Source organism: Microvirga sp. 3-52, from assembly GCF_018383585.1.
Classification (GTDB): Bacteria; Pseudomonadota; Alphaproteobacteria; order Rhizobiales; family Beijerinckiaceae; genus Microvirga.
Map to the genome: position 1 here is coordinate 1 of NZ_JAHAMK010000011.1, position 25,429 is coordinate 25,429.

The following is a 25,429-nucleotide window of genomic DNA, read 5'->3' on the forward strand; positions in this document are numbered from 1 at the left end:
CCGATGGCGTCCTGCGAGCGGTCGGTCGGCTCGAGGTAGCGGAACTCGGCGCGAACACGGCCGCCGACGCGGAGGCAGGTTTCGGTGCCGGGGATGTAGAAGAAGCCTGCGCCGTAGGTGGAGCAGACGCGAACGTATTCGACAGCAGCGGCCTTCTTCGCGGGAAGGTCGGCGGCTTGAGCTCCGGCAACAGCCGCGAGACCCGCGACCGATCCGAGGAAGAGGCTCTTAGCGAGCTTCATGGTTAAACCTCCAAAGTTTCGAGACCCTGGGGGGCCGGGTTTTTGTGCTTCGAGTCTTCAACGAAGCCCTAAACACGTCCCTTTTCCCCTAGTACCCGGCGAGCCGCCTTTTTGGTCGAACTCGCCGTGATGACGACTGGGGTGCCCCCGTCGCTGCAGCCACATTATCCAGGACTGGACCGCAAGCAACTGAATGAAGGCGCAAAACGGGCAAGAGAGGGGGGTTTTCAGGGGCATGTTGCACAAACGCAACGTTCAAAGCCGGCTTCTTTACGTCTCGTTAAGACTTTGCCCCTGGACTCCACAAATCCTTAAGGAAAAAGGGTTTGGTCATTGTCCATCCGCCCCTCGGGAGACGCCGACAGGGGACCTGCTGAGGTGGACGATAACTCCCACCTGTGAATAACGCCGGTCACGATTTCGACAACCGCCTGTCCGCAGCCAAAGAAAAAGGCCGGGCGAACCCGGCCTTTCTCGAATCGCAAGACAAGTCCCGCCTAAGCGACCTTCGGGCCGATCACGCCCCGTCGGATCTGGTCTTCCTCGATCGATTCGAAGAGGGCCTTGAAGTTGCCCTCGCCGAATCCGTCGTCGCCCTTGCGCTGGATGTACTCGAAGAAGATCGGCCCGATGGCCGTCTTGCCGAAGCGCTGGAGCAGCACCTTCGTGAAGCCGCCTTCGACCACGCCCTCTCCGTCGATCAGGATTCCGTTTCTCTTGAGGCGCTCGAGAGGCTCCTCATGGCTGGGCAGGCGCTTGTCGATGCGGCCGTAATAAATCTCGTTCGGGGCGGGCATGAACTCGAGCCCGCCCTCGATGAGCGTCTCGATGGATTCGTAGAGATCGTGCGAGCCGAGAGCCACGTGCTGGATGCCCTCGCCTTTGTACTCCTGCAGATATTCCTCGATCTGCCCGGTCTCGCCCGCGTCCTCGTTGATCGGGATGCGAATCTTGCCGTCCGGACTGGTCATGGCGCGGGAGTGCAGGCCCGTCAGCTTGCCTTCGATGTCGAAGTAGCGAATCTGGCGGAAGTTGAAGAGGCGCTCGTAGAAGCCCGCCCATTCGTTCAAGCGCCCGCGATAGACGTTATGGGTCAGGTGATCGATGTAATAGAGGCCGACGCCCTTCGGCTTCGGATCGGGCTCGCCCAGCCACTCGAAGTCGACATCGTAGATGGAGCCTTTCGCGCCATAGCGATCAACGAAATAGATCTGCAAGCCGCCGATTCCCTCGATGGCGGGGATTTCGAGCTCGTTCGGGCCGATCTGCGTTTGCACGGGCTTGGCACCCATGGAAAGCGCACGGTCATAAGCATATTTCGCATCGGCCACGCGGAAGGCCATGGCCGGGGCCGACGGGCCGTGCTGGCTGGCAAAACGCTTGGCGAAGGAGCCCGGCTGCGCGTTGACGATGAAATTGATGTCGCCCTGGCGATAGAGCATGACGTTCTTCGAACGGTGCTTGGCGACCGCGCTGAAGCCCATCGTCTTGAAGAGACGATCCAGGGCCTGCGGGTCGGGATGACAGAATTCCACGAATTCGAAGCCGTCCGTACCCATGGGGTTCTCTTCGGAGATGGCGGCTGGCGGCGCATCGTGCGGGAACGGTCCCATGATTATCCTCCTGTTGTGCCTCTCTGCCGGTCGAGAGGCCTCTGCTTGTGGGAACAACGCATTCGCCCTGCGACGGATGCGATTCTTCTTCAGGTTGCGTCGGGTTGATTGGCCGGAGCGGCGTCCTGGAAGGCTTTGTGCGCGGCGCATGCCGCATCCACCGCTGCGATCTTCGGATAGTCATCGAGCGGGATGTTGAAGCGCCGTGCGTTGAAGACCTGCGGCACGAGATAGACGTCGGCCAGCGTGATCCGGGGACCGAAGGCATAGGGTCCGGGCCCCAGCAGAGCCTCGATGGCCTCGAATCCCTCCCGCACCCAATGGGCATACCATTCGTCGGCAGCGGCCTTGTCATGCCCGAGCTGGTTCTTGAGATAGGCCAGCGTTCCGGAATTGTTGAGCGGATGGATATCGCAGGCGATCAGGCTGGCAATCGCCCTCACCTTGGCACGGGTCACCGCACCGACCGGCAGCAAGGGAGGCTCCGGATAAACCTCGTCGAGATATTCGAGGATGGCCGGAGACTGGATAAGCGTCGTGGCGCCGATGTCGAGGGACGGCACGCGCTTGTGAGGATTGACGGCCTTGTAGCTCTCCTCGCGCTGCTCCCCTTTCAGCAGATTGATCGACACGGATTCGTACGTCACGCCCTTCAGGTTGAGCGCGATCCTGACCCGGTAGGCCGCGGATGAGCGGAAATAGGTATAGAGCTTCACGAGTCACCCTCCTCGGCGCTCTGAGGCGCCAGCACCCGGGCCTGCCGGGTGAGCTTGTCGATCAAGGCAGCAAGCGTTTTCTGTTCCTGCGGCGTCAGGACCGACAGGAGACGCTCCTCGACGGCAAGTGCCTCGGGAGCCACCGCCTCGTAGATCGCCCGCCCGTCCGGTGTCAGGGCCAGCCATTCCTCCCGGCGATCGTCGAGATTGGGGCGGCGAACGACGAGACCCCGCTTCTCGAGAGCCGAGACCGCGCGAGAGACCGTCGATTTGTGCATGACACCGTCGGGTGCCATGTCCCGCGCCGTGCGGGCCTCATATTGCCCGAGGGTCACGATCACGCGCCATGCGGGGATCGAGAGACCGAAGCGATCGGCGTAGATCTGGGCGAGCGCGCTCGACGTCAATCCCGCCAGAACATTGAGCCGGTAAGGCAGAAACTGCTCAAGGATGACCAGCGGCTCGGGCTCGCTCTTCTTCGCTGCAGATCCAGTTGCCATCGCCATGCCAATCGTTGCACAGGCAACCAATAGCACAATTCGTTGCACCGGCAACGAGATTCTCTGACCTTGGGTCAAGCTTGGCCGAACAAAAACGGCGCGGCCGGGGTGACCGGCAGCGCCGTCGATGGGGATCTACTGTCCCGCAGCGCCGCGGATGCTGCCGAGACGTATGGCCCTAGGAGCCTGGACGCCTTCGGCCTATGCCCGCCCGCGGGTGCGGATCATGAAGGTGTCGAACGCATATTCATTGAGCTGCCACCAGGGCAGAACATCGTTGCGATAGGCCACCATGGAATCGTAGGCCTTCTTGAAGTCCGCGTTCTTGGCCGAGAGCTCGGAGTAGAGCTCGTTCGCCGCCTTCAGCGAGGCGTCCATGATGGCCGGGGAGAAGGTGCGCAGCTCCGCGCCTGCGCCGACCATGCGACGCAGGGCCTGGCCGTTCACCGCGTCGTACTTGGCCAGCATCCAGTTGTTCGCCGCTTCCGTAGCCTGGTTCATGATGGCTTGGTACTGCTTCGGCAGCTCGTTCCACTTCTGCTGGTTGACCACGAGGTGCAGCATGGCGCCGCCCTCCCACCAGCCGGGAGCGTAGTAGTACTTGGCGACCTTGAGGAAGCCGAGCTTCTCGTCGTCGTAGGGACCGACGAACTCGGCCGCGTCGAGGGTTCCGCGTTCCAGCGCCGGATAGACGTCGCCGGGAGCGATCTGCTGCGGCACGACGCCGAGCTTGGCCAGCACCTGCCCGCCCAGGCCGCCGATGCGGAACTTGAGGCCCTTCAGGTCGTCGACCGTATTGATTTCCTTGCGGAAGAAGCCGCCCATCTGGGCGCCGGAATTGCCGCAGACGAGGGAGGTGCAGTTATATTTGCCCATCACCTCGTTGATGATCTCCTTGCCGCCGGCGAAGTGCCACCAGGAATGGAGCTGGCGCGCGTTGAGGCTGAAGGGCAGGCCCGTGCCCATGCCGAGCGCCGGCTCCTTGCCGATGTAGTAGTAGAGCGGGGTGTGGGCGCATTCGACCGAGCCGTTCTGCACCGCGTCCATGGCCTGCAGGCCGCCGACGATCTCGCCGGGGGCGAAGACCTGGATCTGGAACTTGTTGTCGGTCGCTTCCGCCATGTACTTGGAGAAGGTCTGGGCGGTGCCGAAGATCGTGTCCAGGGATTTCGGGAAGCTCGAAGTCAGACGCCAGCGGATCTCCGGCATGCTCTGGGCGATCGCCGGGGCCGCCACCGTGCCGGCCGCAGCCGCGAGCCCTGCCCCCTTCAGAAAGTTTCTTCTCTTCATCGTCGTCATTGGCGTTTCCCCGGAAAGCATTCTGTTGCAAGTTGAATGGACCATAACAACCCGGTCGGTGGCAATGAAGCTCTCTTCCCTCAACCAAGGCCGTGACGGCCGCCTCGTCATCGTGTCGAAAGACCTGACCCGCGCGACGGATGCTTTTTTCATTGTTCCAACGCTTCAGCAAGCCTTGGACAATTGGGAAAAAGTCGAGCCTCGGTTGCGAGACCTCGCGGAGCAGTTGGAGCACGGTTCCGTCCCGGCCTTCCGCTTTCACGAGCACGATTGCGCCTCGCCCCTGCCCCGTTCCTATCAATGGGCGGACGGCTCCGCCTATGTGAATCACGTCGAGCTGGTGCGCAGGGCCCGCGGCGCCGAGATGCCGGCTTCCTTCTGGACCGACCCGCTCATGTACCAGGGCGGCTCCGATTCCTTCCTCGGGCCGCGGGAGCCGATCCTGGCGGCCGACGAGGCGCACGGGATCGACTTCGAGGCCGAGATCGCGGTGATCACCGGCGACGTGCCGATGGGCGCGACCAGGGAGGACGCGGCCAGGGCCATCCGCCTGATCGTCCTCGTCAACGACGTCTCCCTCAGGAACCTGATTCCCGCCGAGCTGGCGAAGGGCTTCGGCTTCTTCCATGCCAAGCCCTCCTCCACCCTCTCGCCCGTGGCCGTCACGCCCGACGAGCTCGGCGAGGCCTGGGACGGCGGCAAGCTCCACCTGCCCCTGCTCTCCAGCCTCAACGGCAAGCCTTTCGGCAAGCCCGATGCGGGCGTGGACATGACCTTCGACTTTCCGACCCTGATCGCCCACGCGGCCAAGACCCGGCCGCTCGGAGCGGGCACGATCATCGGCTCCGGCACGGTCTCCAACAAGGACGAGAGCGGCGGGCCGGGCAGACCCATCGATCAGGGCGGGCTCGGCTATTCCTGCATCGCGGAGCTGCGCACCGTGGAGACGATCCTCCAGGGCGAAGCCAGAACGCCGTTCATGCGCTTCGGCGACACGATCCGCATCGAGATGAAGGACCGACAGGGCCACTCCATCTTCGGCGCCATCGAGCAGGAGGTGCGAGCCCTCCGGCAAGAGGGCTGACTCTGCGCATCGACCACGTCCAGCTTGCCATTCCGGAAGGTGCGGAAGATCGGTGCCGGCCGTTTTATGTCGGTCTTCTCGGGATGCGGGAGGTGCCGAAGCCTCCGGCCCTCGCGCGGCGCGGCGGCCTCTGGCTGGAGAAGGGATCCGTGCGGATCCATCTCGGCATCGAGAACGCTTTCCAGCCGGCCCGCAAGGCGCATCCGGCCATTGCCGTCGACGACCTCGATGGATTGGCACATCTGCTGACGGGAGCCGGCTTCGAGCCCTCCTGGGACGATGCCATCCCGGATGTCCGCCGGTTCTAGGTGTCGGATCCTGTCGGGAACAGGATCGAGTTCATGGACGGCTGATCCTGCAAGAAAGCCGCCGGAAGATTTCCGGCGGCCAGACTTGAAAACAGCGGGAAGCCTTACATGGCGCGGGCCGTGCCGCCGCCGAGGCTCTGCGCATGCTCGAGGTGCATTTCCAGGGTGGGCAGGGTCGCGCCGGCGAACTGGGCGAGCTGCGGGACGTCGCCGTTCTGCGAGTAGGACGTGAACAGGGCCACCGCCTCCTGGTGCGCCATGAGCTGGGCGTTCACATAGGCCGCATCGAAGTCGGACGCGGATTGAACGGTCGCCAGCATCTGTTGGTGCTTGGCGTTCATGGCGGGCGGAGACATCGGGAGACCGGCACGGCGTACGACGGACGTCATGCGCCGGGAGGCGGCGTTGTGATCGCGGATCATCTGCTGGGCGAAGCGGCGGACCTCGGGATCGCGCGAACGCTGCAGGGCCAGACGGCTCGACTCGATCTCGAACAGGTTCGAGGATGTTGCTGTGGGCACGAATTCCGCCGCGCTGGTGACGGCGATGGGGGCAGGAGCAGGAGCCGATCCCATCGGCGTCATGCAGCCTGCAACACCGAGCGCAAGGGCGCTCGAAACAAACAGTACCTTGAAGTTCATCACGGGAAGTCCTTCCTCCACCCGGTCCTGTATGGCCGAGCTGACGGCTCCCCAACGATGAAGCAGGCTTCGAAGTTCCGAACACGCCGTCCCGGCCCTGACGAATCCGTGAACCCTGGCGTGCCGAACGCGGAACTCTTGGGAATCCCCTGCCTTTTCCTGCTGCAGATCCTCGGCACAGGGAGAGTGAACATGAATCTCGGCAGCATCCTGGATGGTCTGATGCGCAATCAAGGCTCGCACAGTGGCCAGCGGACGCATCAGCAGGGCGGCTCGGGCAGCATGGGAGGCCTCGGCGGCATCCTCGGCGGGTCAGGCGGGCTCGGCTCGAAGATCCCGGGCGGCATGGGCGGCCTTGCGGCGGGAAGCCTCCTGTCGCTGATCCTGGGATCGCGTGGCGGGCGCTCCGCCGGCGGCTCGCTGATGAAGGCCGGCGGGCTTGCGGTGCTCGCGAGCGTCGCCTTCAAGGCCTATCAGGACTGGCAGACCAAACAGGCACCGGGCGCCAGCCAGCCCGGCAATCTCCCTTCGCAGCCGCCGGCGGGCAGCGGCTTCCATCTGAAGGAGGAAAAGGACAAGGAAGGCCACGAGATGGGTCTCGCCCTGGTGCAGGCCATGATCTCGGCGGCGAAATCCGACGGGCACCTGGACGGTGAGGAAAGCACGCGCATCCAGGAGCAGATCCAGCAGCTCGGCCTCGGCAACGAGGAGAAGGGCTTCCTGCTCGACATGATGGGCAAGCCCGCCGATGCGGCCGCCATCGCCCGCCTCCCCAAGACGAAGGAGCAGGCCGCCGAACTCTATGTGGCCTCGCGGGTCGCCATCGGGGATGCGGACACGCCGGAGGAGAAGGCCTATCTCGACCGCCTCGTCGCGCTCATGGACCTGCCGGCCGATCTGGTGACCCATCTCGACGCCCACATCGGCGCCGTGCGCCGGACCGTCGCCGGCGGAACGGCAGCCTGATCCCACCAAGAAGGCTTCATGGGCACCCATGAAGCCACATCTGCTTTCACGACATATGGAGCGCGCCATGGACGACCATGTCTACAAGATCGTCGAACTCGTCGGCTCGTCCGAGACCAGTATCGAGGATGCCATCCAGACGGCGATCCGGCGGGCAAGCCAATCCTTGAGAAACCTGCGCTGGTTCGAGGTCATCCAGACCCGCGGCCACGTGGACAATGGCGAGGTCCGCCACTACCAGGTGGTGCTCAAGGCCGGGTTCACCCTGGAGGCGGGCGAGTAGTTCGCAGCTCCGCCGAGGGTCATTCCGGTCCTCGCACCTGACCGGAGGATCAGTCGTGGAGCGGGCAAAGCTCCCCGTGAGAGCCCCTCCCAGGCCCTTGCGACCACTCATCTCGCGATGTGCCCGTCCAAACGGGTTTGCCGCACCCCTTCACGGATCGCAGCGACGAGCATTTCGGCCGCTATTCTCGCTCCGTCGCTGCGGATCGTCTCGGCGATGGCGGCCGCGCGCTCGCGGGTGTCCGGGGCCAGCGCCAGCCTGAGCGGGGCCAGGAGCGACGCGGTGCACGGAACCGGGCCGTCGTGCGCCGCGCCGATCCCTAATTCGGTGACACGGCTGGCCCAATACGGCTGGTCGGCGACCTGGGGCACCACCACCTGGGGCGCGCCGGCGCGGGCGGCTGCCGTGGTCGTGCCGGCGCCGCCATGGTGCACGACGGCCGCGACCCGGGCGAAGAGCGCCTGCTGGTTGACCTCGCCGATGGCAATGCAGTCGTCCCGATCGTCGATCGGCGCGAGAGCGGCCCAGCCCCGGGCGAGGATCACGCGGCGGCCTTGCGCGCGCACCGCCTCGATGGCGGCGCGGGCGGGGTCTTCCGAGCCGTGCATGGCCATGCTGCCGAAGCCGACATGAACCGGGGGCTGGCCAGCCTCGAGGAACGCCTCCAGTTCGGCCGGAAGCGGGCGCGTGTCCGGCAGGATCCACGCGCCGGTCTGCACGGTGTCGACAAGGTCGGTCGGCCGCCATGGGCTCAGGATCGGGTCCGATGCCAGCCACGGACGATGCGTGAAGACATGGTCCCGCACGTTGTCGAGGGTCGGCAAGCCGATCGACACCCGGTGAGTGTTGACCGCCGCGCCGAAGAGCGCGTTCATCGCCTCGGCGTTGTGCTCCCACAGGGCCAGGTTGTCGGTCACCTCCGGCGGGTGCGGCCAGCCGGGATACGGCATCGGCGGGTGGTGCGGAGACGGCACCATGAGCGGGCAGAAGGCCGCCCAGACGAAACGGACGTCCAGCTTTTCAGCCACCGACTGCGCGGCCGCCAGAGATGGGAACAGGCCGGTTGCCACGATGGCATCGCAGCCCTCGGCCGCCGCAGCGATCGCATCGAACTGGGCCGGGACCATCCGGGCCGCCAGCTGGGGCAGGCTCAGGCCCGACTGCTTCGCCGTCCTTATCCATTGGCGCACAGGCATGAAGGCCGGCGCCAGCGGTAGGTTCACCCGGTCCAGCAGCTCCAGGAATTCCGCATCGGCCGGAGCGCAGACCAGCACCTCCGCGCCGAGCGTCCACAAGGCCAGGCCGAGCGCCACCAGCGGCTGGACGTCTCCCCGCGACCCGTAGGTCGACAACAGCACTCGCATCTTCACGGCTCCCTCAGGTTTGATCGAGGGCCGCTTTATGGCGCACGACCGGGGGCTTGCCGCAAGCCGGGGGTCCGCTACAAAACAATAATGGAGAGTGATGAGCTTCCTTTCATTCCCTCCAAGCTGCGAACGGTCGCCCGCCGGGCCATGGCGCGGGGCGTCGAGCCTAATCGAGCACTTCGATCGTGCGTGCAGCAGAAGCCCGCCCGGTTGGGCGGCCTCTCAGACCATTTGCGGAAGAACCTCGCTTTACATGTCATCAGCCCCGGCCCGGCACGCCTCCATCCCACCTCTTCTCCCTCATCCTGAGGAGGTCGGTGTCTCCGAAGTCGTGGATCGCCGCGGATGACACTCTCCACGTCATGGCCGGCCTTGTGCCGGCCATCCCGATGCTGAGAGGTGCTGTGCTTCAGGCTATCGGGATCACCGGGACGAGCCCGGTGATGACGTCGGAGGTGGAGGTGACGTCGGAGAGTCCGAGGGCCGGTGATGACCGGACTGGAACGGTGATGACGCGGTGGGGCATAACACTGTCCTGGGTCACNGGGATCACCGGGACGAGCCCGGTGATGACGTCGGAGGTGGAGGTGACGTCGGAGAGTCCGAGGGCCGGTGATGACCGGACTGGAACGGTGATGACGCGGTGGGGCATAACACTGTCCTGGGTCACACACTTTTTCGTCCCGCACCCGCCTTCGTCACACCCTCCCCGTCATGGCCGGGCTTGACCCGGCCATCCCGATGCGGTGAGGCGCAGCGCTTCAAACAACCGTCATCACCGGCACAAGGCCGGTGATGACGGAAGCGTTGTCGTTCGTTTCGAGCGCTACTTCACCTCGGTCTCATAGATGTAGAGCGTCGACTTGTCGTCCTCGGGCATGAAGTAGCCGCGGATGCCCGTATCGCTCGCTTCCATCCAGACTGGGTTGTGGGTCATGTCCATTCCGGCGGCGGTCCAGAGCAGCACGGGCGTCTGGAAGATCGGGCGGCCGTCGGCGAGGTTGACGAGATCGAGCCCGCCGAGGCGGAACGGGGCCGCCTCGGGCGTGAGCCGCATCTCGGTCACGCCGGAGCACAGCATGCGGCTTTTGCCGGCATACTTGCAGTCCTGATAATCGAGGTAATGCGACGTGTTGAGCGTCCTCAGCTTCTCGGGACTTTCATTCGCGTTCGTAGGCTTTCCGCTGTCGTCGAGAGACCAGCGGTAGAAGCGGCGCGAGCCCCAGCTCACCCCATGCAGGGTCTTGTCGTCGGTGTTGTGCACCACGCCGCCCACGTGATCGGCAAAGCGGAACATCTCTTCGGCCTTCATGGTCTCTGGATCGACGCGGTAGACGATGGAGCGGCTGTTCGGCCGGTATTCGGCCACCGGAACCCAGATATACTTCCCGTCGTAATCGATCCCGCCCGGATGATAGATCGTGCCTTCGCCGAGGGTGATGTCGGCGATGAGGTTGCCCTTCATGTCGATCTTGAACAGATGCCCGACGCCGGCGCCTGTGTCGCGGTCGTATCCGTCCACCGGCTGCGGGAAGCGCTTCGTCGGCTGCTGGATCTCGACAGACGACACGAACAGCGTGTCGCCGATCTTCACCATGCCCTGCGGGTGATGGGTCAGGAAATTGACCGGAACGGCCGACACGGGCTTCCACTGCGTGCCGCGCGACAGTTTCGTCACGCGGTCGGCCAGAACATCCCGGTCCGGCTCCGCGGCTTGCAGAGCCGCGGGCGCGACCCCGAGACAGAGAACTGTCAGAATCGCAGTCAGGCGACGTCTCGAAATGCAGTCCATGGCGTTCCTCCTTCAATGACGATCCGCTTCTATCGAACGGGTGATGTCACTTTAGTGTCGCGTATGGATTCTCTGCAAATCCGCTCCGTCCCTCCTCGTCATGGCCGGCCTTGTGCTGGCCATCCCGATGCCGTGAAGCGCCGTGTCCTTCCGATCGGGATCACCGGCACAGATCCGGTGATGACGGGGTGAGGTCATGAACTCTCGAGCGCGTCGTGCGGCATCGAAGGGTCGTGTCGAACGCCCTACCCCTCCAGCTCTTCCCGCAGCATCTCCAACTCCAGCCAGCGCTCCTCGGCCGCGTGCAGCTCCGCCTGCAGCTGCGTGAGCGCATCCATGGCCTTCTGGAAGCGGGCGGGGTCGCGGGAATAGAGCTCGGAATCGGCGAGGATCTCCTGCACCTTGGCGATCCTGGCCTCCATCTCGCTCATGCGCTTCGGCAGGGTCTTGAGGTCGTGCTGCTCGTTGAAGGAGAGCTTGCGCTTGTCCCGGGCCGGAGCCGAGGCCGCCGGCCTGTCGGCGCTCCTGGGCTTTGCCTCCTTCTCGACCACGCGGGCCTGAACCCCGCGGCCGCGCTGGGCGACCATGTCGGTATAGCCGCCCGCATATTCGAGCCAGCGCCCCTCGGCTTCCGACACCAGGACGGAGCTCACCGTGCGGTCGAGAAAGTCGCGGTCGTGGCTGACCAGGATCACGGTGCCGGAATAATCCTGGATCATCTCCTCCAGGAGGTCGAGGGTTTCCAGGTCGAGGTCGTTGGTCGGCTCGTCGAGCACCAGGAGGTTCGAAGGCTGGGCCAGCGCGCGGGCCAGCATGAGGCGGTTGCGCTCGCCGCCCGAGAGCACGCCCACCGGGGTGCGAGCCTGTTCGGGCGAGAACAGGAAGTCCTTCATGTAGCCGATGACGTGCTTGGTCTGCCCGCCGATGGTGACCGTGTCGCCGCGCCCGCCGGTCAGGGTCTCGGTCACGGTGGCGTCGGGATCGAGGCTCGCGCGGCGCTGGTCGAGGGTGACCATCTGCAGGTTGGAGCCGAGGCGAATTTGGCCCTCGTCCGGCTCCAGAACTCCGGTGAGCATGTTGATGAGGGTGGTCTTGCCGGCGCCGTTCGGACCGATGATGCCGAGGCGGTCGCCGCGCAGGACGCGTAAGGAAAGGTTCGAGACGATCGCGCGGTCGCCATAGGTCTTCGAGATGCCCTCCGCCTCGACCACGAGGGTGCCGGACTGCTCGGCCTCGGCGAGGCTCATGGAGACCGTGCCGACGGCGCGGGTGCGCTCGCGGTATTGCTGGCGCATGGCGTGGAGATTGCCGAGGCGCCGCACGTTGCGCTTGCGCCGTGCCGTCACGCCGTAGCGCAGCCAGTCGGCCTCGGCCACGAGCTTGCGGCCGAGCTTATGGTGCTCGGCCTCCTCCTGCTCCAGGACCTGATCACGCCACTCCTCGAAATGGGCGAAGCCCCGGTCCATGCGGCGGGTCCTGCCCCGGTCGAGCCAGACCGTCGCCTGGGACAGGCTCTCAAGGAAGCGGCGGTCGTGGCTGATGAGCACCAGCGCCGAGCGCAGGCTCTTCAGCTCGCCTTCGAGCCATTCGATGACCGGCAGGTCGAGATGGTTCGTCGGTTCGTCGAGCAGCAGGATGTCGGGCTCGGGCGCCAGCACGTGGGCCAGCGCAGCGCGGCGGGCCTCGCCGCCGGAAAGGTCGGCGGGCTTCTCGTCTCCGGTCAGACCCAGCTGCTCCAGGAGGTAGCGCGCCCGGTAGGGATCGTCGCCCGGTCCAAGACCCGCCTCCACATAGGCGAGCGTCGTGGGATAGGCGGCGAGATCCGGCTCCTGCGCGAGATAGCGCACGGTCGCTCCCGGCTGCACGAAGCGCTTGCCGTGGTCCGCCTCGATGAGGCCTGCGGCGATTTTGAGCAGGGTGGACTTGCCCGAGCCGTTGCGGCCGACAAGGCAGGCCCGCTCGCCCTGGGAGACGGATAGCTCGGCGCTCTCGATCAGCGGGGTGCCGCCGAAGGTGAGAGCGATGTCTTGGAGGAGAAGAAGAGGAGGAAGCGCCATTGCCGCTCACCTGACACCTCTTAGTCGCAGATGCAAGACCGCTCGCGCCGGTTAAAGCATGGTCCGGAGAACCGGGCCATTTTTCCCGGACCATGCGCGAGAAGGGTGGACGGTCTCTGAAGTTTGTGATCCCCTTCCGATGTTAAGCTGAGCGTTTGAATGACACTGACGAGGCGTCTGCTTCTTCTTGCTCTGATCTCGGTTCTGCCGGCGATCGTGATCTGGACCTACACGGAAGTCTCGTTGCGTCGGGCCCGGGAGGCCGAGGTGAACGACCTCGCCATCAGGCAGGCTCAGCTCGTGGGCGCGGAACTCGAGAGGGTCTTCGACGGCATCCACAGCCTTCTGCTCGCCGTGGACGAGACCCCGTCCATCCGCTCCTTCGACACGGCCGCCTGCAGCCCCTACCTGAAGGCCATTCAGGAAAAGGTCCCCTATATCCTTTCCTTCGTGGCGATGGACATCAGCGGGCATATCCGATGCCGTCCGCTCGGGACCATCGATACCCAGCACTATTTCGCCGACCGGCCCTACTTTCACGAGGCCCTAGCCAGGAAGGGGCTCGTCGTCGGAGAATATACGCCTGTCTTCGAGGAGGGCGGGCTCGATCGCCATCCCGTGCTTCCCCTGGCCCTGCCCATCTGGAACGACAGGGGTGACGTGGTCGGCGTCCTGGCGGCTGCCCTGGACCTGGCATGGCTCAATCAGAAGGTGAAGGAGCGCACGGTCCCGGAGAACGGCTCGGTCACGATCGCCGACCGGAGAGGCATCGTGATCGTGCAGGACCCTCAGCCGGAACGCATGCTCGGAAAGCTGCTTCCCCAGGAGTACCAGGCTCAAGCCAAGGCAAGGACCATCGGCACCGCAGAGACCGTCAGCACCGACGGCGTCAAGCGCATCGTGGGCTATATTCCGATCGCGGTTCCGCCGAGGGACATCTACATCAATGTGGGCCTCTCCACGAAGGCCGCCTTCGCGTCGATCAATCAGGCGGCACGACGGGGCTTCATGCTGATCGCGGCCGCGCTCATCCTGGCCCTGTCCCTGTCCGCCCTGCTCAGCCGCGCCTTCATCACCAAGCCCTTCGAGATCGTCACGAACGGCATCCGGGCCTGGCGACAAGGCGATTACCAGGCGCGCATCGATCTCCCGGGGAAGTCCGGAGAATTCAGCATCCTGGCACGGGCGTTCAACGACCTGATGGACAACGTGGCGGAGCGCCAGCACGCCCTGCAGGCCAGCGAGGAGCGTGCGCGCCTAGCCCTGGAAGCGGGCCATATGGGAACCTGGTGGTACGATCCCAACAAGCGGGTCGGCGGCTGGTCCAGCCAGGCGACCGCCATGCTCGGGCTTGCCCATGCCAGCGAGATCATGGATCACCAGCACTGGCTGGACATCCTCCATCCCGAGGACTTGGATCGCGTCGTTCAGAAATGGCACGATTCCGTCAAGAACCAGGGCGACTACCAGGACGAGTATCGCATCCGGCTCCCCAACGGCGATCTTCGATGGATCAACTCCAAGGGTCGGGTCTTCTTCGACATTCAGAAAAGGCCGGTCTATTTCATCGGCATCTTCCAGGACATCACCGAACAGAAGCACGCGGAGGAGCAGCAGCGCTTCTTCCTCGACGAGCTGAACCACCGGGTGAAGAACACGCTGACCACCGTGCAGTCCATCGCCTCGCAGACCCTGCGCACCACGGAGACCTCGGCACAGTTCAAGGAAGCGTTCGAGGGCCGCCTGCTCGCCCTCTCGAAAACGCACAACCTGCTGACCCGCAAGTCCTGGCGCGAGGCGGAGCTGCGCGACGTGGCGGAGCAGGAACTGGCCCCGTATCGCAAGCCGGGCGACGAACGGGTCGTTCTCGACGGGCCGAATGTCAGGCTGCCGGCGCGCTACGCCATCAACCTCGGCCTCGTGCTGCACGAGCTGGTGACGAATGCCGCCAAATACGGGGCGCTCTCGACCAATGCGGGACATCTCGAAATGACCTGGACCGTCGTCGAGAACGAGGATCGTCCGGACCAGCTGCGCATCTGCTGGACGGAGAGCGGCGGCCCCCCGGTAGCGCCGCCGAAACGCCAGGGCTTCGGCTCGCGCCTGATCCGCCGCAGCATCGAGGGGGAGCTGGGCGGCTACATGGTTCTCAACTTCGCGGAAGGCGGCGTCGCCTACGACATTTCCGTGCCTCTGGCACACACCTCGAGAGCATCGGACTCAAAAGTGGATTCCACTTTTGGAATCAATCCGGTGCTTCCTTCGTAGGGTTCGCACTCTTAGAGCGGGAAACCGGATCCACGTCCCCGCACGCTGCGCTAGAGCATCGTGCGGAAAAGTGGACCCGGTTTTTCCGCGCACAACGATGCTCTCATTTTATGGAGAAAGCATCGGACCCAAAAGTGCAAATCCGCTTTTGGGTCCGATGCTTTAGCGCAGCAGCATGGACAGGAGACGATTCATGCGGCTGCCGTAAGGCGGGCTCGTCATGCCGGCTCCGTTGAATCGGGCCTGGTGGAAAACGGACCTCGCGTGGCTGAAGGTCAGGAAGCCGGCCTCGCCATGATAGGCTCCCATGCCGCTCGCTCCCACGCCGCCGAAGGGCAGTTCCTCCTGCACGCAATGGAGGAGCGTCTCGTTGACCGCGACGCCGCCCGACAGGGTCCGCTCGAGAATGCGATCGATCGTCTTCCGGTCGTGGCTGAACGGATAGAGCGCCAGCGGATGCGGCCGCGCGGCGATGAAGCGGCAGGCGTCGTCGACATCGTCATACGCAACTACGGGCAGCACGGGGCCGAAGATTTCCTCGCTCATGACAAGCGCATGATCCGGCACATCCGTCAGGACGACGGGAGCGATCTTCCGTTGCGCCGGATCGAAGGTCTCGCCGCCCGAATTGATTTCGTGAACCGAAGCGCCGCAGGATCGGGCATTCGCGACGAGATGCTGAAGGCGCTCGTAATGGCGCTCGTTGACGATGGCCGTGTAATCGGGATTGGCGGCAAGCGTCGGATAGAGCCGCGCCACGGCGTCTCGAAAAGCCGCAATGAATGCCTCTTGCCTGTCGCGGGGCACGAGCACGTAGTCGGGCGCGATGCAGGTCTGCCCGGCACTGAACAGCTTGCCCACGGCAATGCGTTCGGCCGCTTTGTCGACTGGATAATCCGCCATCACGAGAGCGGGAGATTTTCCTCCCAGCTCCAGCGTCACCGGCGTCAGATTCTCGGCCGCCGCCTGCATGACCTGACGCCCCGTCGATGTGGAGCCGGTGAAGAACAGGTGATCGAACTTCAACCGTACGAAAGCCCTCGCCACCTCCGGCCCACCCTGCACCACCGCGACCTCGGAGGGATCGACCACCTCGCCGATGACCTGTTCCAGCAGAGCCGACGTCCGAGGCGTGATCTCGGACGGCTTGATCATGGCCCGGTTCCCTGCCGCCAGCGCGCCGGCAAGCGGCGACAGGGTGAGCTGGACCGGATAGTTCCAGGGTCCGACGATGCCGACGACGCCGAGGGGCTGGTAAAGAACGCACCCGCGGCCCGGCTGAAACATCCATTCGATCGGCCGCCGCCGCGGCTTCATCCACCGGCGGAATTGCTTTCGCGCATGGCGCAGGGCCGCTACGACGGAATAGATGTCGGCGAGCTTCGTCTCGTGAAAGGAGCGGTGCCCGAAATCGGCCGCGGTGGCCCTCGCGAAATCGTCCGCGTGACGGATGAGGGCGTCGGCCAGCCCGTCGAGACACGCGGCCCGGCGCTCAGGCGACAGAGGCCCATGATCGGCCAAGGCGGCGCGCTGCGCCTTCAGACAGGCCTGCAGCCGGTCTCTCACCGGATCGGGAAGGGCATCGTGCAAAGGATCAAAGGCTCCACGTAAGCAGGGTCCAGCTCGTCAGTGCACAACGTCATCCTGAAAGTCTGGCCGGACATTTAGCACCTTCGTCATCACCGGCCTTGTGCCGGTGATCCCGATCCGAAAAGCACTGCGCTTCACAGAATCGGGATGGCCGGGACTGATCCCCGGATCAAGTCCGGGGACGGCCATGACGTGCGTGAAAATGGCACTCAAGATGTCCACGAAAGGCTGGTGAGCCTTCAGTTCCCATCTCGGCCAGACTCCGAATGCTTCGCTTTAGCGCAATCACGAGCCGAGCTCACCCGGAATGATATGGCGGAGCTGAAACCATTCTCAACATGGCATCGGCCAAGACGGATTGACGAAGCGGCAGAGATCGCAAGGATGAGCCTTCAGTCCCTCCAGCAGGAGCATGAGTTTGAGCGGCCCCTCCCCCGTGCTGTCGATCGAGAACCTTTCCATCGGCCTTCCCGCCCTGGCCGACCGTCAGCATGCGATCAAGGACCTGTCGCTGGCCATCAACCCGGGCGAGACGCTCTGCGTGGTGGGCGAGTCCGGCTCCGGCAAGTCCATGACCGCCATGGCGACCATCGGGCTCTTGCCCAACGGCGTCAGGGTCCTGTCCGGCTCGATTAGGCTCGGCGACCGCGATCTCCTCAGTCTCGACGAGGCGGGCTGGTGCGACGTGCGCGGCCGGGAGGTCGGCACCGTGTTCCAGGAGCCGATGACCTCGCTCAATCCGGTAATGCGGGTGTCGGACCAGATCGCCGAGACCTTTCGCGCCCACAACCTGCTCAATCCCGCCGAGCGCGACCGCCGGGTGCTCGACCTCCTCGCCGAGGTCAACCTGCCGAACCCCGAGCTGATCGCGAAGGCCTATCCGCACGAGCTCTCCGGCGGCCAGCGCCAGCGGGTGATGATCGCCATGGCGCTTGCCCTGGAGCCGAAACTCCTGATTGCCGACGAGCCGACGACAGCCCTCGACGTGACGACCCAGGCCCAGGTTCTGAAGCTGATCGACAACCTGCGCCGCAAGAAGGGCACGGCGGTGCTGTTCATCACCCACGATTTCGGCGTGGTGGCCGAGATCGCCGACCGGGTCGCCGTGCTGCAGCATGGCGAGCTCGTCGAGCAGGGAACGGCCGAGGAGGTGCTGACCCGCCCGCAGCACCCCTACACCAGGCGCCTGCTGGCGGCGGTGCCCTCGCTGACCCCTCCGGCCCCGAAGCAGCTCACGGGTGAGCCCATCGCCCTGAAGGTCGACGCCCTGACCAAGACCTACGGCGGGCGAGGCTTCTTTCGCAAGAGCCGCGAGGTTCAGGCGGCAGACGCGGTGAGCTTCGATATCCGACGCGGCGAGACCCTCGGCCTCGTGGGCGAATCCGGTTCCGGCAAATCGACCGTAGGGCGATGCGTGCTGCGCCTGATCGAGCCGGACGGGGGCGCCATCGAGATCGGGGACCTGAACTTCGGCGCCCTGTCCCAGCGGGATCTGCGCCCCTACCGCCGCCGGATCCAGATGGTGTTCCAGGACCCCTTCGCCTCCCTCAACCCGCGGCGCACCGTCGGGCGCATCATCGCCGAGGGGCCGATCACGCAGGGGGAAGACCCGGCAAAGGCCATGGACGAGGCCCGCATCCTCCTGGAGAAGGTCGGCCTGCCCGTCCAGGCCATCGAGCGCTATCCGCACGAATTCTCCGGCGGCCAGCGCCAGCGCATCGGCATTGCCCGGGCGCTCGCCATGAGGCCCGACGTGCTGGTGGCGGACGAGGCCGTCTCCGCCCTCGACGTGTCGGTTCAGGCCGAGATTCTCAGGCTGATCCGGGGGCTGCAGGAGGAACTCGGTCTTGCCATTCTTTTCATCACCCACGACTTACGGGTGGCCGCCCAGATCTGCGACCGCGTAGCAGTCATGCAAAAAGGGCGGATTGTGGAGATGGCGGAAACCGCGCAACTCTTCGCCCACCCGCGGGACGCGTATACGCGCCAGCTCCTGGCCGCCGTGCCGGGCATGAACAAGATGATTTAGGGAGACGACAACCGTGAACGATCAGGTCAGCGCGACGCTCGCGCCCAACATGGTATTCCAGAACCTCATCGGCGGGCGCGACCGCCCGGCTTCGGACGGCATGAATCTCGACGTGCTCTCCCCGATCGATGGCTCGCTGCTGGCCCGGATCGCCGCCGGGACGGCCCAGGACATTGATGAAGCCGTCACGGCAGCCCGTGCCGCCTTCGAAGGCGCCTGGGGCAAGCTGACGGCGACGGAGCGTGGGCGCCTGCTCATGAAGCTCGCGGCAGTGGTCGAGGCCCATGCCGACGAACTCGCTATCCTGGAAAGCCGCGACAACGGCAAGCCGCTGCGCCAGTCGCGCGCCGACGCCATCGCGCTCGCCCGCTATTTCGAGTTCTACGGCAGCGCCGCCGACAAGCTGCACGGGGACGTGATTCCCTATCTCAACACCCATTTCATCGGCGTCGAGCGGGTGCCGCACGGAGTGACCGGGCATATCGTGCCCTGGAACTACCCGATGCAGATCTTCGGCCGCTCAGTCGGCGCGGCTCTGGCCGCCGGCAACGCCACCGTGGTGAAGCCTGCGGAAGATGCGTCTTTGACGATCCTGCGCGTCTCCGCGCTCGCCCGCGAAGTCGGCTTCCCCGATGGCGCGCTCAACGTCGTGACCGGCCTCGGCCGCACGGCGGGTGCTGCGCTCTCCGCCCATCCCGGCATCGACTTCCTGTCCTTCACCGGCAGCCCGGAGACCGGCACGGCGGTCCAGACGGCGGCGGCGAGGAACCATGTGGGCGTCACCCTCGAACTCGGCGGCAAGTCGGCCCAGGTGGTCTTCGACGATGCCGATCTCGAGCGCGCCCTGCCGACCCTCGTCAACGCCATCATCCAGAACGGCGGCCAGACCTGCTCCGCCGGCAGCCGCCTTCTGATCCAGCGCGGCATCTTCCAGGATGTGGTCGATGCGGTGGCGGAGCGCTTCCGCGCACTTCGCGCCGGACATCCCGAGCACGAGCCCGATCTGGGTCCGATGATCAACCAGGCCCAGCAGCGCCGCGTCCTTGCCTACCTGGAGCGCGGCCGCAACGAGGGGCTGAACATCATCGGCGAAGGCGCGGTGGCGCCTGATGCGCCGGCAGGCGGTTATTACGTGGCTCCGGCTTTCCTGGCCCCGGTCCCGCACGAGAGCATCCTGTCGCAGGAAGAGGTCTTCGGCCCGGTTCTGGTGGCGACGCCCTTCGACGACGAGGCGGAGGCGATCCGGCTGGCGAACGGTACGCCCTTCGGGCTTGCCGCGGGCGTATGGACCCGTGACGCCATGCGCTCGACCCGCGTCGCCCGCTCCACGCGCGCGGGCCAGGTCTTCGTGAACTGCTACGGCGCCGGCGGCGGCATCGAGCTGCCCTTCGGCGGCTTCGGCCGCTCGGGCCACGGCCGCGAGAAGGGCTTCGAGGGGCTGATCGAGTTCACCACGACGAAGACCCTCGTCATCGCGCACGGGTAGGCAAGGATCATACCTCCGCACGTCATGGCCGGGCGTGTCCCGGCCATCCCGATCGGAAGGGCGCTGCGCCTCACCGATCGAGATCACCGGCACAAGGCCGGTGATGACGACGGAGGGAATGTACGGCAAGTCTGAGCTGAATCAGAAAGCCCAGGTAACCCTCCTCCACCCTTGTGAGGAGGCAAAGGCACACGTTGAAAGGGAAGAAACATGAATCGCCTTGAAGGCAAGGTGGCGCTGGTCACGGGCGCCGGCTCCGGATTCGGTCTGGGCATCGCGGAAACGTTCGCCCGCGAGGGCGCCAAGGTCGCCATCATCGACATCAACGAGGCAGCCGCCAAGAGCGCAGCCGAGAAGATCGGCCCGGCCGCCATCGGCCTTGCCGCCGACGTGTCGAGGGCCGCCGATGTGAATGCCGCGGTGGAGAAGACCGTTGCCGCCTTCGGCAAGCTCGACATCGTCGTCAACAACGCGGGCATCAGCCATCGCAACCGGCCGATGCTGGAGGTGGAGGAAGACGAGTTCGACCGGGTCTTCGCCGTCAACGTGAAGTCGATCTATCTCTTCGCCAAGGCGGCCGTGCCGCTGATGCAGAACCAGGGCGGCGGCGCGATCATCAATGTCGGTTCGACGGCGGGCCTGCGCCCGCGTCCCGGCCTCACCTGGTACAACAGCACCAAGGGCGCCGTGCACACCATGACCAAATCCATGGCCGTGGAACTGGCTCCCAACAGGATCCGGGTCTGCGCGCTCGCCCCCGTGGCCGGCGAGACGCCCCTGCTTGCCACCTTCATGGGCGAGGACACGCCCCAGAAGCGCGAGCTGTTCGTCAACTCGATCCCGCTCGGCCGCTTCTCCACCCCGCAGGACATCGCCAACGCGGCCCTCTACCTGGCCTCCGACGAAGCCAGCATGATCACCGGCGTGGTGCTGGAGGTCGATGGCGGGCGGTGCATCTGACCCAGACTGTACCCTCTCTGTCATCACCGGCCTTGTGCCGGTGATCCCGATGTGAAAAGCGCATCGCTCTTCATCGAGGTGGCCGGGACAAGCCCGGCCATGACGCCAAGCGGACTAGTGCCCGGGTGTCATTCCCGGCCGGAGCGTCAGCGGAGGGGAAGGGAATCCACCCGTACGCTTACGCTATGGATCCCTTTCCCAGCCTGCGGCCGCCGGGGATGACACGAAGCTATCTTGTCACGCCTTCGACCACTCGAACGGCAGCGGAGCCTCCTTGAAGGCGAACCGGTCGAGATGCGAGGCCACGACGCCTTTCATCCGCTGGAGCGTCTCGTCGTCCTCGGCTTCCACGTTCACAGTCAAGGCATCGGGATCCGCCTTCATCGTCGCGACGGCCGCCGGGAAGCGGACGATGCCTTCGTTCTCCGAGAGCTGAACGTCGAGCTTGTGGCTCCAGTGCTTGCAGAGCTGCTGGAGGTATCTGGCACCGTTGGCGGTGGGCACCCGGGCGGTCTCAAGAGCCATAACTTCAAGCCTTTCATTCCGCCAATCGCCCTGAAACATCCGGCTCCGGCGGATCTATCCACCCCGATGCTTAGGCTTCGGTCCCGGTGAAGTTAAGTGAAGAATCGGTAATGAGCATCTTCCATCCGGCGCGGTCCCGCGTAAGCTGGGCTCACCGCGACCTGTCGCAGCCCATGACCTTGATGGAGTTCAAGCCCTGATGACGAAGCGCCTCCTGACTGCCGCCCTGCTCCTCTCCGTCAGCGTCATCCCGGCCTTTGCGGCCAAGACCTCCCTCGTGGTGGGCATGCCCATCGAACCGCCGGGCCTCGATCCGACGGTTGCCGCTCCCGTGGCCATCCGCGAAGTCACTTGGGTCAACCTCTACGAAGGCCTCGTGCGCATCGACCGGGCCGGCAAGGTTCAGCCGCTCCTGGCGAAGAGCTGGGAGGTCTCCCCCGATGGCCTGACCTACACGTTCCGCCTGCAGGAGGGCGTGAAGTTCCACGACGGCTCGACCTTCGATTCGGCGGACGTGAAATTCGCCTTCGACCGCGCCCGCGATCCGAAATCGACCAACGCCCAGAAACAGATTTTCGCGCCGATCGCCTCCATCGAGACGCCCGATCCGGCGACCGTGGTGATCAAGCTGAAGGAAACCTCGGGCAACTTCCTCTACTATCTCGGCTGGGGCGACGCGGTGATCGTGGCGCCGGAGACGGCGGCCGGCAATGCCGCCAATCCGGTCGGCACGGGGCCGTTCAAGTTCAAGTCCTGGACGCGCGGCGATCGGGTCGAGCTCGTGCGCAATCCGGATTACTGGCAGAAGGACAAGATCAAGCTCGACAACGTCACCTTCCGCTTCATCAGCGACTCGCAGGCCCAGGTCGCCGCCGTGAAAGCGGGCGATGTGGATGCCTTTCCGAATCTCGCAGCCCCCGAACTCTTCGCCGAGTTCCAGAAGGATTCGCGCTTCAAGGCGGTGGCCGGCAACACGGAAGGCGAGACCGTGGCGGGCCTCAACAGCGCCAAGAAGCCCTTCGACGACGTGCGCGTGCGCCGCGCCCTCATGCACGCGGTGGACCGCAAGGCGCTGGTCGAGGGCGCCTATTCCGGCTTCGGCCAGCCCATCGGCAGCTTCTTCTCGCCGAACCATCCGGCCTTCGTGGACACCACCAACATCGTTCCCTACGACGTGGAGAAGGCCAAGGCGCTCCTGAAGGAAGCGGGCTACGGCAACGGCCTGTCGATCACCATCAAGTCGCCCCAGATGGCCTATGCCAGCCGCTCGGCGGAGTTGCTCTCCGCCATGATGGCCGAGGTCGGCGTGGACCTGAAGATCGTCCCGACGGAATTTCCCGCCAAGTGGATCGAGGAGGTCTTCAAGAACAAGGATTACGACGTCACCATCGTGTCCCACACGGAGCCGCTCGACATCGATATCTTCGCCCGCGACAGCTATTACTTCAATTACAAGAACGACAAGTTCAAGACCGCTCTGGCGGAAGCCGCCAAGACCACGGACGAGAAGGCGCGCTACGCCAAGTATGCCGAGGCTCAGAAGATCCTGGCCGAGGACGTCCCTGCCCTCTTCCTGTTCCAGCTGCCGAAGCTCGGCGTGTGGAACGCGAAGGTGCAAGGCCTGTGGGAGAACTCGCCGATCCCGTCGAACGACGTGACGGAAGTGTCCTGGACGGAGTGAAACCGGCGCGTATTCTCGCGCCGTCCTCCAGGAGGATTCTCCACGTCATCACCGGCCTTGTGCCGGTGATCCCGATGTGAGAGACGCCACGCCTTTCCGATCGCGATGGCCGGGAGAAGCCCGGCCATGACGGGGTGGGTGTCATTCCCGCCCCTACCCCCTCCCCGAAAGCGGGAGGGAATGGATGGTCCCTGAATTCATGCTGCGTCTCGTCATCTCACGCCTCGTCTCGCTCGCCGTCACTCTCCTGGCCGTGTCGCTGGCGATCTTCCTGATCCTGGAAGTCCTGCCGGGCGATCCGGCCGCGATCATGCTCGGCACGGCTGCGCGTGAGGATACCCTCGCGGCCCTGCGGCAGGAGCTCGGGCTCGATCAGCCGGCGCTCGTACGCTACCTGCAATGGATCGGCGGGATCCTTCACGGCGATCTCGGCACCTCGATCACCTACAAGATGCCGGTCTCGACCCTCGTGGGCGAGCGCATGAACGTGACGCTGCCGCTGAGCCTGCTCGCCATTCTCATCTCGACTGCGCTCGCATTGCCGCTCGGCGTCGCGGCGGCCGCGCGCCGGGACGGGCCGGTGGATCGCGCCGTGCTGGTGTTCAGCCAGCTCGGCGTCGCCGTGCCGAATTTCTGGATCGGCCTTCTGTTCATTCTCTTCTTCTCGACCTGGCTCGGCTGGTTTCCGGCCGGAGGCTTTCCCGGCTGGAGCGGCGGAATATGGCCCGCTTTCCAGGCACTCCTTCTGCCCGCCGTCGCGCTCGCCCTGCCCCAGGCGGCCGTGCTCACCCGCGTGACCCGCTCGGCGACCCTCGAGGTGATCGGCGCCGATTTCGTGCGCACCGCCCGCGCCAAAGGCGTCGACAGGGGAGGAACGCTGCGCCGTCACGTGGTGCCGAATGCGCTCATCCCCGTCACGACGATCCTCGGATTGCAGCTTTCGTTCTTCTTCGGCGGCGCGATTCTCGTGGAGAACGTGTTCAACCTGCCGGGCCTCGGACGTCTCGCCTATCAGGCGCTCAATCAGCGCGATCTCGTGGTGATCAAGGACATCGTGCTGATCTTTTCCGGACTCGTCATCGTGGTGAATTTCATCGTCGACATCGGCTACGCCATCCTCGACCCGCGCCTGAGAGCCCAAGCATGACGAAGCGCGCCCGCATTCCTCTCAACACTGCCCTCGTCGTCGGCGGCATTCTCACCGCGCTGCTGATCGTCACCGCCCTCGTCTCGCTCGTCTGGACGCCGGAGGCGCCGACGCGCGTGCGCGTCGCCATGCGCCTCAAAGGCCCCGGCGAGGTCGGTCTTCTCGGGACCGACCATTTCGGCCGCGACGTCGCCTCGCTCCTCATGGTAGGCGCCTGGAACTCGCTCGCCATCGCCTGGCCCGCGGTGCTGCTGGGTGCGGCCATCGGCACGGCCATCGGCTGCGCGGCGGCCGCCTGGAAGGGCATCGCCGACGAGATCGCCATGCGCGTCTCCGACGTGGTCTTCGCGTTCCCGGCCGTGCTCTCCGCCATCATGATCGGCGCGCTCGTGGGCTCCGGCCCTCTCGCGGCCATCCTGGCGATTGCGGTGTTCAACATCCCCGTCTTCGCCCGCGTCACGCGCGGCGTCGCGCTCCAGGTCTGGACGCTCGACTACATCGCGGCGGCCCGTGCCATCGGCAAGCATCCTTTGAGGATCACCTGGGAGGACGTGATGCCCAACATCGCAGGCGCGCTCATCGTCCAGGTGACGATCCAACTCGCGCTCGCCATCCTGACCGAAGCGGGCCTGAGCTATCTCGGCCTCGGCGTACGCCCGCCCAATCCGAGCTGGGGCCGCATGCTGAGCGATGCGCAGACCTATCTCTCCCAGGCCCCTCACCTCGCCATCGCGCCGGGGATCGCCATCGCCCTGTCGGTGCTTGGTTTGAACCTGCTTGGTGACGGCCTGCGTGACGCGCTCGATCCGACGTTGAAGGGACGTGGCGCGACCGCTTAGGGGCGCCGGTGCGTGCGTTCCTACCACGTCATCACC

The 25,429-nt window shown here is 65.2% G+C and carries 22 protein-coding genes; 11 read left to right on the top strand and 11 right to left on the bottom strand.

Going from position 1 to position 25,429, the window contains the following annotated elements:
- The 5 genes from KHP60_RS10555 to KHP60_RS10575 form a co-directional block, all read right to left on the bottom strand.
- A partial coding sequence (locus tag KHP60_RS10555) for a porin (RefSeq protein WP_213563859.1) occupies positions 1–242 on the bottom strand: 242 nt, incomplete at its 3' end.
- 497 nt (positions 243–739) lie between these two features.
- Positions 740–1,855, bottom strand: a complete 1,116-nt coding sequence (gene hppD, locus KHP60_RS10560; protein WP_213563860.1) for a 4-hydroxyphenylpyruvate dioxygenase — start codon at positions 1,853–1,855, stop codon at positions 740–742.
- A gap of 89 nt (positions 1,856–1,944) precedes the next feature.
- Entirely contained in the window at positions 1,945–2,571 is a 627-nt protein-coding gene (gene maiA / locus KHP60_RS10565; protein WP_213563861.1) for a maleylacetoacetate isomerase, read from the bottom strand.
- A complete protein-coding gene (locus KHP60_RS10570) occupies positions 2,568–3,071 on the bottom strand; it encodes a MarR family winged helix-turn-helix transcriptional regulator (protein ID WP_213563862.1) in 504 nt (167 codons plus the stop codon). Before KHP60_RS10570 ends, maiA begins: the two co-directional genes overlap by 4 nt.
- Positions 3,072–3,272: 201 nt before the next feature.
- The gene (locus KHP60_RS10575) at positions 3,273–4,361 is read right to left on the bottom strand and encodes a TRAP transporter substrate-binding protein (protein WP_213564006.1); all 1,089 of its coding nucleotides are present in this window, start codon (positions 4,359–4,361) and stop codon (positions 3,273–3,275) included.
- 73 nt (positions 4,362–4,434) lie between these two features.
- Here KHP60_RS10575 and KHP60_RS10580 point away from each other — a divergent pair, with 73 nt between their 5' ends.
- Positions 4,435–5,454 carry a fumarylacetoacetate hydrolase family protein gene (locus KHP60_RS10580; protein ID WP_213563863.1) on the top strand — a complete coding sequence of 340 codons (1,020 nt, stop codon included), beginning with the start codon at positions 4,435–4,437 and terminating at the stop codon, positions 5,452–5,454.
- A gap of 92 nt (positions 5,455–5,546) precedes the next feature.
- The gene (locus KHP60_RS10585) at positions 5,547–5,762 is read left to right on the top strand and encodes a hypothetical protein (RefSeq protein WP_311924879.1); all 216 of its coding nucleotides are present in this window, start codon (positions 5,547–5,549) and stop codon (positions 5,760–5,762) included.
- A gap of 104 nt (positions 5,763–5,866) precedes the next feature.
- Here KHP60_RS10585 and KHP60_RS10590 read toward each other — a convergent pair whose 3' ends face one another.
- Positions 5,867–6,403, bottom strand: coding sequence for a DUF4142 domain-containing protein (locus KHP60_RS10590; protein ID WP_213563864.1), 537 nt, complete (start codon positions 6,401–6,403; stop codon positions 5,867–5,869).
- A 192-nt stretch (positions 6,404–6,595) separates the two neighbouring features.
- Here KHP60_RS10590 and KHP60_RS10595 point away from each other — a divergent pair, with 192 nt between their 5' ends.
- Positions 6,596–7,369, top strand: coding sequence for a tellurite resistance TerB family protein (locus KHP60_RS10595; protein ID WP_213563865.1), 774 nt, complete (start codon positions 6,596–6,598; stop codon positions 7,367–7,369).
- 55 nt (positions 7,370–7,424) lie between these two features.
- Entirely contained in the window at positions 7,425–7,652 is a 228-nt protein-coding gene (locus tag KHP60_RS10600) for a dodecin (protein WP_409366277.1), read from the top strand.
- 107 nt (positions 7,653–7,759) lie between these two features.
- Here KHP60_RS10600 and KHP60_RS10605 read toward each other — a convergent pair whose 3' ends face one another.
- The 3 genes from KHP60_RS10605 to KHP60_RS10615 form a co-directional block, all read right to left on the bottom strand.
- Positions 7,760–9,016: a glycosyltransferase gene (locus tag KHP60_RS10605; RefSeq protein WP_213563867.1), complete on the bottom strand. Its 1,257-nt coding sequence runs from the start codon at positions 9,014–9,016 to the stop codon at positions 7,760–7,762.
- A gap of 829 nt (positions 9,017–9,845) precedes the next feature.
- The gene (locus KHP60_RS10610) at positions 9,846–10,811 is read right to left on the bottom strand and encodes a DUF6454 family protein (RefSeq protein ID WP_213563868.1); all 966 of its coding nucleotides are present in this window, start codon (positions 10,809–10,811) and stop codon (positions 9,846–9,848) included.
- 245 nt (positions 10,812–11,056) lie between these two features.
- Positions 11,057–12,868, bottom strand: a complete 1,812-nt coding sequence (locus tag KHP60_RS10615; protein ID WP_213563869.1) for an ABC-F family ATP-binding cassette domain-containing protein — start codon at positions 12,866–12,868, stop codon at positions 11,057–11,059.
- A gap of 159 nt (positions 12,869–13,027) precedes the next feature.
- Between KHP60_RS10615 and KHP60_RS10620 the strand changes: the two genes are divergently transcribed.
- On the top strand, positions 13,028–15,136 hold the full coding sequence (locus tag KHP60_RS10620) for a sensor histidine kinase (protein ID WP_213563870.1): 2,109 nt from the start codon (positions 13,028–13,030) through the stop codon (positions 15,134–15,136).
- 162 nt (positions 15,137–15,298) lie between these two features.
- Here the strand turns inward: KHP60_RS10620 and KHP60_RS10625 are convergent, their stop codons facing one another.
- Positions 15,299–16,726, bottom strand: a complete 1,428-nt coding sequence (locus tag KHP60_RS10625; protein ID WP_213563871.1) for a coniferyl aldehyde dehydrogenase — start codon at positions 16,724–16,726, stop codon at positions 15,299–15,301.
- A gap of 412 nt (positions 16,727–17,138) precedes the next feature.
- Here KHP60_RS10625 and KHP60_RS10630 point away from each other — a divergent pair, with 412 nt between their 5' ends.
- The 3 genes from KHP60_RS10630 to KHP60_RS10640 all read left to right on the top strand — a co-directional run bounded on the left by KHP60_RS10630 (position 17,139) and on the right by KHP60_RS10640 (position 21,201).
- Positions 17,139–18,755, top strand: coding sequence for an ABC transporter ATP-binding protein (locus KHP60_RS10630; protein ID WP_213563872.1), 1,617 nt, complete (start codon positions 17,139–17,141; stop codon positions 18,753–18,755).
- Positions 18,756–18,768: 13 nt separating this feature from the next.
- Positions 18,769–20,241 carry an aldehyde dehydrogenase family protein gene (locus KHP60_RS10635; protein ID WP_409366274.1) on the top strand — a complete coding sequence of 491 codons (1,473 nt, stop codon included), beginning with the start codon at positions 18,769–18,771 and terminating at the stop codon, positions 20,239–20,241.
- A 210-nt stretch (positions 20,242–20,451) separates the two neighbouring features.
- The gene (locus KHP60_RS10640; RefSeq protein WP_213563873.1) at positions 20,452–21,201 is read left to right on the top strand and encodes an SDR family oxidoreductase; all 750 of its coding nucleotides are present in this window, start codon (positions 20,452–20,454) and stop codon (positions 21,199–21,201) included.
- A gap of 237 nt (positions 21,202–21,438) precedes the next feature.
- On the opposite strand, the gene KHP60_RS10645 is transcribed toward KHP60_RS10640, so the two are convergent.
- Positions 21,439–21,726, bottom strand: coding sequence for a DUF2218 domain-containing protein (locus tag KHP60_RS10645; protein WP_213563874.1), 288 nt, complete (start codon positions 21,724–21,726; stop codon positions 21,439–21,441).
- Positions 21,727–21,925: 199 nt separating this feature from the next.
- On the opposite strand from KHP60_RS10645, the gene KHP60_RS10650 reads away from it, so the two are divergent.
- From KHP60_RS10650 to KHP60_RS10660, 3 genes are all read left to right on the top strand, one after another.
- The gene (locus KHP60_RS10650) at positions 21,926–23,407 is read left to right on the top strand and encodes an ABC transporter substrate-binding protein (RefSeq protein WP_213563875.1); all 1,482 of its coding nucleotides are present in this window, start codon (positions 21,926–21,928) and stop codon (positions 23,405–23,407) included.
- 199 nt (positions 23,408–23,606) lie between these two features.
- Positions 23,607–24,554, top strand: a complete 948-nt coding sequence (locus KHP60_RS10655; RefSeq protein ID WP_213564009.1) for an ABC transporter permease — start codon at positions 23,607–23,609, stop codon at positions 24,552–24,554.
- Positions 24,551–25,393, top strand: a complete 843-nt coding sequence (locus KHP60_RS10660; protein ID WP_213563876.1) for an ABC transporter permease — start codon at positions 24,551–24,553, stop codon at positions 25,391–25,393. The genes KHP60_RS10655 and KHP60_RS10660 overlap by 4 nt, the downstream gene beginning before the upstream one ends.
- The last annotated feature ends 36 nt before the right edge of the window (positions 25,394–25,429 follow it).